The sequence below is a fragment of the Streptococcus sp. NLN64 genome (assembly GCF_015831295.1).
Lineage (GTDB): Bacteria > Bacillota > Bacilli > Lactobacillales > Streptococcaceae > Streptococcus.
On record NZ_JADXDQ010000012.1, the window covers coordinates 35,511 to 41,510 of the forward strand.

General features: G+C 40.8%; 7 protein-coding genes and 1 pseudogene. 2 read left to right on the forward strand and 6 right to left on the reverse strand.

Annotated features, from left to right (window positions below):
- Window positions 1-14: 14 nt before the first annotated feature.
- The 6 genes from I2503_RS03165 to I2503_RS03190 form a co-directional block, all read right to left on the reverse strand.
- The gene (locus I2503_RS03165; RefSeq protein ID WP_196966992.1) at window positions 15-1,364 is read right to left on the reverse strand and encodes a hemolysin family protein; all 1,350 of its coding nucleotides are present in this window, start codon (window positions 1,362-1,364) and stop codon (window positions 15-17) included.
- 366 nt (window positions 1,365-1,730) lie between these two features.
- Complete coding sequence (locus I2503_RS03170) at window positions 1,731-2,123, reverse strand: DUF2335 domain-containing protein (RefSeq protein ID WP_247644672.1); 393 nt, start codon at window positions 2,121-2,123, stop codon at window positions 1,731-1,733.
- A 326-nt stretch (window positions 2,124-2,449) separates the two neighbouring features.
- On the reverse strand, window positions 2,450-3,589 hold the full coding sequence (locus I2503_RS03175; protein WP_196966993.1) for a hypothetical protein: 1,140 nt from the start codon (window positions 3,587-3,589) through the stop codon (window positions 2,450-2,452).
- A gap of 17 nt (window positions 3,590-3,606) precedes the next feature.
- On the reverse strand, window positions 3,607-4,137 hold the full coding sequence (locus I2503_RS03180) for a hypothetical protein (RefSeq protein WP_196091897.1): 531 nt from the start codon (window positions 4,135-4,137) through the stop codon (window positions 3,607-3,609).
- 1 nt (window position 4,138) lies between these two features.
- On the reverse strand, window positions 4,139-4,555 hold the full coding sequence (locus tag I2503_RS03185) for a VOC family protein (protein ID WP_196966994.1): 417 nt from the start codon (window positions 4,553-4,555) through the stop codon (window positions 4,139-4,141).
- On the reverse strand, window positions 4,552-4,932 hold the full coding sequence (locus I2503_RS03190) for a VOC family protein (RefSeq protein ID WP_196091903.1): 381 nt from the start codon (window positions 4,930-4,932) through the stop codon (window positions 4,552-4,554). The genes I2503_RS03185 and I2503_RS03190 overlap by 4 nt, the downstream gene beginning before the upstream one ends.
- Before the next feature lie 201 nt (window positions 4,933-5,133).
- Between I2503_RS03190 and I2503_RS03195 the strand changes: the two are divergent.
- A pseudogene (locus tag I2503_RS03195) lies at window positions 5,134-5,586 on the forward strand (IS1634 family transposase); the annotation flags it as partial.
- Between the two features lie 169 nt (window positions 5,587-5,755).
- On the forward strand, window positions 5,756-6,000 hold a 245-nt coding region (locus I2503_RS03200; RefSeq protein WP_196966995.1), incomplete at its 3' end, for a transposase.

The following is a 6,000-nucleotide window of genomic DNA, read 5'->3' on the forward strand; positions in this document are numbered from 1 at the left end:
TGGAGATTTCCTTGTTATTTGGAATTCGTTTCTTCTGATTCCTGATCTTCTTCTATTTTTTTCAGATGTAGACGAAGTTTGGTGACCCGACCTTTTTTAACTTTGTCATTGCGCATGGACAAGCGATAACCATTTGACTCCAGGTCAACGGAAAGACGTTCCCCTTCTGCTGGGATGCTTCCTAGGCTCGTAATGTAGTAACCGGCAATGGTATCGACATCATCACTCTCCAATTCAACATTAAAGTACTCATTAAAATCGTTCAAGGTCATTGCACCAAGGACGATGAAACTTCCATCCATCAATTCTCGAACTTCTAATTCAGCCTTATCGGTTTCATCCTCGATTTCCCCAACAATCTCTTCCAAGAGATCCTCTAGGGTAACCAGACCTGCTACGCCCCCATATTCATCCAACAAGATGGCCATCTGGTTTTGCGTATTCCGCAAGGAGGTCAAGAGGTCATCCACGAACATGGTTTCGGGCACAAATAGTGGTTCCTGTAAAATCTTTCGTAATGACAAATTTTCAAAACCAGAGGTGAAGGCCTCGGTCAAAATCCGCTTGGTGTGCAAGATTCCGATCACATTGTCCTTATCATCTTCGTAAACAGGAATCCGAGAGAAGTTTTGTTTTAAAATGGCTTGGATATTTTCCTCACTTGGATTCTTAATATCCACCATGAAGGCATCCGTCCGCGGCACCATCAATTCACGCGCCATCAATTCATCAAGGGTAAAGACTCCCTGAAGCATCTCCAATTCTTCCGCATCCAAGCTCTCCTCACTTTTCGAGAGCATGTATTCAATCTCATCTCGCGTCATTTTTTCATCTGCATCATCAAACTCCATCGGCGTCAAACGACTCAGCAGATTGGTGGAAGCCGAAAGCAACCAAACGAAGGGACTTACAATTTTTCCCAAAAAAAGAATAATCGGAGCCGTGCGGACAGCCAAGGATTCTTTCAAGTTAAGGGCAATTCGCTTAGGATACAATTCCCCAAGCACAATTGAGATATAGGTCAAGAGCGCCAAGGCCAGAAAACTTCCCGCCGCATAAGCCGTCTCACTACCACCCATCCAAGTCGCAAACATGCGCCCCAAGGTATCCGCCAAGCTCGCACCGGCCAAGATGTTAATGAGGGTAATCCCAACCTGAATAGTGGATAGGAAATTATTCGGCTCTTCTAATACTTTCAACAAGCGTTGATAAGCCCGGTCCCCTTCTTCCGCCTTCTGCTCCACACGTGACCGGTTCAAGGACACCATGGCCATCTCAGAGGCTGAAAAAAAGGCATTTAAAAAAGTCAAGACAAAAAGCAATACAATCTGAAACATCAGATTCTGACTGCTAGGATCTTCCATGAGTTTTTCTCCTAAAAATATAAATATAAGTTATTCTACCACGAAATGATAAAAATAAAAACATAAAAGCTAAGAAGCTTATGAAATAAGCATTCATAAATTCAAAGTTCATTAATATTTTTGATAAAAATCCACCAAAACGGAACATTGTTTGCAAAGTCTGGAATTGACTTGAGAAAGAAACTAAACCGATTCCCAAAAAAGCCCTCCTTAAGGAGGGGAAAGTCCATTCATTCAGCTAAGTATGTTTAGAATTATTTGCAAAAAGTCCTATATAGTCTTTTAGTTTGCTTTTAGTACAAGGCAGCGAGTCGCAGGCAGTACTAAAGTACGGCAAGACGAGCTAACACAGTAATAAAAGATAAACTAAAAGAGTATAACACCTAGAGCAGTCGTTCCAGTCATAATAGAACCTGCAATAGAATGACCCGTAAATATCAAAAAGGTTCCACAAGCAATAATTAACAATGCTACAATGAAACCTAACACTTGACCGAACTTATGAGCTGCAATATTTCCAGAAAGATATTTCTCTTCCATTTTTCTTCTATGTTCCGATTCTGCTACCCCATTCTCGATGATCAGTTTTGCAGCTTCTGGAAATAAATTATTGTAGCCTTCTAAGATTTCAGGATGAGGTAAATCTCCCTGATATATTTCTAATTTTTGTAAAACAATCTGTCTTTCTTCATCAGGTAACTTCTCTACCAAATCAACAAGGTCGTCTACTTTTTCTAAATCATTCTTGTTTGTAGTCAAAAGAGACCGCCTCCTTCTTGATTTCATTTAAAGAGCGTAAATAGTCTAATTGAACTCGCTGACCTGCAGTTAGTTTATCTGTTTTAATCCTCGGAATATCTTGATTCTGAAAAAAAAGTTGGTAGCACTATAGTAGACATCCCAACACAAACTAATTTTAAATAGCTTGGAATTTTCATCACCTTTTTCATCAGCACTCCTCCTAAACTGAATATTGAAAGAAACACTATCGGATCTATAGACCTGTTATTTTCATTACTCAAGATAATTCTACCACACTATTCTAAAAAACAAGATGAAAACCTCCGTTTCCACCTTGATTTTTCTTATGAAAATAGGCTCGCAACATCTTCCCCAGCCGCAATTCGATCAACCATGTCCACATCCTCCAACGCCATCTCAATATCAGCCTTGGTCGGATAGGTCTGGATCACTTTCTCAAGTTGATGACGAATGGCATCTGCCTCTGCTTGATCCTGATTTCGAAGACGGGCAATGGAATACTGGATCGAAAGTATAGACGGATAATCCTTCATAGCTTTTAGCACTTGCTTGGTTTCTTTCTCTCCTAAAATAGATAGATCAACCTGACTAGGATTTTCGAGGAGTTCTAGAAATAATAAGGCTAATCGGCTAAAGATTTTCAGAAGACCTGGCAAGGTTCCGCTAGGAAGTACTAACTTATCTAAAATTCCTCTTCCTTCCCTATAAGCCCCTTTATCCAGAAGGTAAGAAGCCCAATAATAGTTCATCATCGAAACAAAAGAGTTCCCCTCCTCTACTGGACTCTTCAAATGAAACAATTCTACCGGTAAATCTTTTAACCGACGACCTCTCGTTAGTCCTTCTGTTATTAGCATCTGTTTGACAAAGGCCTCTCGTGCAGCGGGGCTATGATACAATTCCCAAGCATTCATCCCATCATTAGAGATAATTTTTCCTTTAAAAGGGATTCCATTACCTAGAGAGAGTAGCAGATTAAGCCCTCCAAATAAGAAGAGGGAGAGACTCCACCATGATGGGTCCATCTTTAGCCCTAGAACAATCAAGGGAGCAAACAGAAGATTGATCAAAGGTCCGCCAAGATTGTAGAGAAGAACTGGAACTTGATTAGAATCTGAACTTGGCGGTGCCATCAAACATTGTCCCAAAGTGCCGTGAAGAGTAAATCGTTTCCAAAACAAGCCTTCATCCCAGCGGACTAAGACCCAACTTCCCACACGAAAGGAAATCAAACGATACCTAGACAAGCGACCACCAATATAGTGTCCCAATTCATGGATAAAGATAGCCACAAGAAAAAGGAAAAAGAAAAGGAGGTAGATGAAACCGAAATTTACAAATTCATTTTCAAACATTGACTGGGATGGAATCTGAGCTACCATTGCCGCCAATTGATAGCCCAACCAAAATCCAACTCCTGTGAGCAGAGTTCCAAACATGACCTTATAAAATTTCTTTTTCATATCTACCTCACTCTTCCCTACATCTTCTTAGGGTGACGATCTAATACCTGAGGATGTAGTTCAAACAGGGCCTGGCCCTCTGGTGTCAAAACATAGCCACGAATGTCAAAACTGGCTTCCAAGGCAGATTCGTCTACCTGGCTCAGAAGTGCCTGATCCAGTTCAGCCGCTTTCATTTTAGAAAAACCTTTAACACCTTGGTTTTTTAGAATCGATTTCTTCTGCCCAGCATTAATATGAGCCAAGGATTCACGCGCACTTTGCTTACGAACCAGGTCCCGTTCCTCCAAATCTTTCAAGTTCCGAGGTGCATCGATTCCATAAGTGTATTCAAAATACTTTGGAAAAACAGATTCTGTCGTGAAAGTTCCCAAGGCAATCCGCCAGAGTAAAATGACATCACCAGCCAAAATATCTCCCTCGAGGGGTTCCATATTCTTACGAGGTACCGCTGGCGCTACCTGGCCGCTAGCATGGTCTTGAGCTTGTTGCTCCGAGATAAAGGGCTGGACCGGATAATCGGCATAACGTTCAGCGAGACTAACCATATTAAGCCTCAACTTCTGCAGAAATCTGCCAGTTAATACCGTATTTATCAATTAAGTTGGCATAAGCTGGTGACCAGAAGGTTTCTTGCAATTCCAGTGTCACCTCTTGTGCCTCTTCTTTAAGGGCATCGTAGAGCTTTTGAGCAGCTTCCGCAGAGTCTACGATAAGGGTTGGAACCACGTTGCGACCAGGGTTGTAGGTATATTCTGGGCTTTCGTCAGAGATTTGCAGACGAATCCCGTCCACCACCAGTTGCGCATTCAAGACTAAATCCTTATGCTCTTCCGCTACATCAGGAATGGCATCGCCCCAGAGTGTCAAGCTCGCAAGCTCAGCACCTAACACTCCCTTGTAAAACTCAACAGCCTCTTGGCCATTTCCATCTGTCACTAAATAAACTTCAATCCCTTTAATCATTTCTTCACCTCACGAATTGCAAAATAATTTTCTTCTAAATCGGAAAAATTAAAGACCCGCATAAAGCCTAAGTCTACTATTGGCATGACCAATACGCCCATATCTAGCATATATTGGTAGGTACCATCCAGGTCAGAAGTTTCCATCAAAAAGGATGGTGTCGCCAAATCCAACTCCGGGCTCAATTCAGCTACCTTGGCCTTGTCCTGAAGGACAATCTTCACCTGGCTATCTTTCTTTGGCGCTACTAAATAAGACACCATGCCCATATTTTCTTGACGCTCTACTAATTCGAAGCCAACTTGCTCCTTCCAAAACTTGGCAGCGCCAGCAATATCATTCACATAGACCATGACTTGGCCTAGAGATTCGATCATCATATAATCCTCCATTCCACCTTAGTATACCACAGATAGACCTCAAAAAGCTTGAAACTATACCCTGTATTCGCTATAATCCCGAGTTTATCACTTTGTGTTGTAAGCAATCCAGCTCAACCGCTTGATAGAACTGTATTTTTTCAATATTTTTTGCACAAAACTCTTGTTGTATATGGTTGTGCATGATATAATGGAAATATGGCTTTTATTAAAACGACTACTAACAAAGAAGGTCGGACTCACGTTTATCTTGTTGAAGGATATCGTAAGGACGGGAAAGTAAAACAAAGAATACTTCACAAATACGGTCTGCTTGATGAAATGGAGGAAAGCGAACCAGGTATCTTGGATCGACTGAAGAAGGAGGCTAAAGCTGGCCTTTTAAATCCAGAAAAAACTATCCAAGTTACCTATGATCTACTTGCTCCCATGAATGAACCAGACAAATCTTATGGCTGGATGGTCTTCGTTGACATTTTTGAAGAGTTACGGCTTCCTAATTTTATGAAGCAACTAAAAACAAATGCCAAATTTGATTTGACAAAAGCATTAAAACTCCTTGTCTTCCAGCGAATTTTAAAACCAGACAGTAAGTTAGCGACTTTTGAATCTCAAGAGGAATTATTTGGAGATTGGGACATTAACCTAAATCCCAAATTATTCATACCTAACTTAAAAACCTTCCAGAAACCGTATTGATCACAGGGTTTCTGGAAGGTTCTGCTTTTCACCCATTGGGTGAAACATTCGACTAGACAAAAAAGGATTTCCCCTTTATGATATAAGTGAAAGCAAAACCACAAAAAGAAAGGAAATCCACATGTTCAGTCTAACAAATAATAATGCTAAAAACAAGAATTTTTCTTTTGAGGGAGGAAATCTAACGAATTATGGCGGACTGATTCTCTTTAAAGAATTGTTTGAGGTCTTGAAGCTGGCTGAGTTAATTTCCAAATATTTAGTCACTAATGATCAACGCCATTCCCCTCTTTACTCAGACACAATGATTGTTATCCAACTCATTTTTCAAATTCTAGCGGGTCATGATACAGACTATGCCTGTCA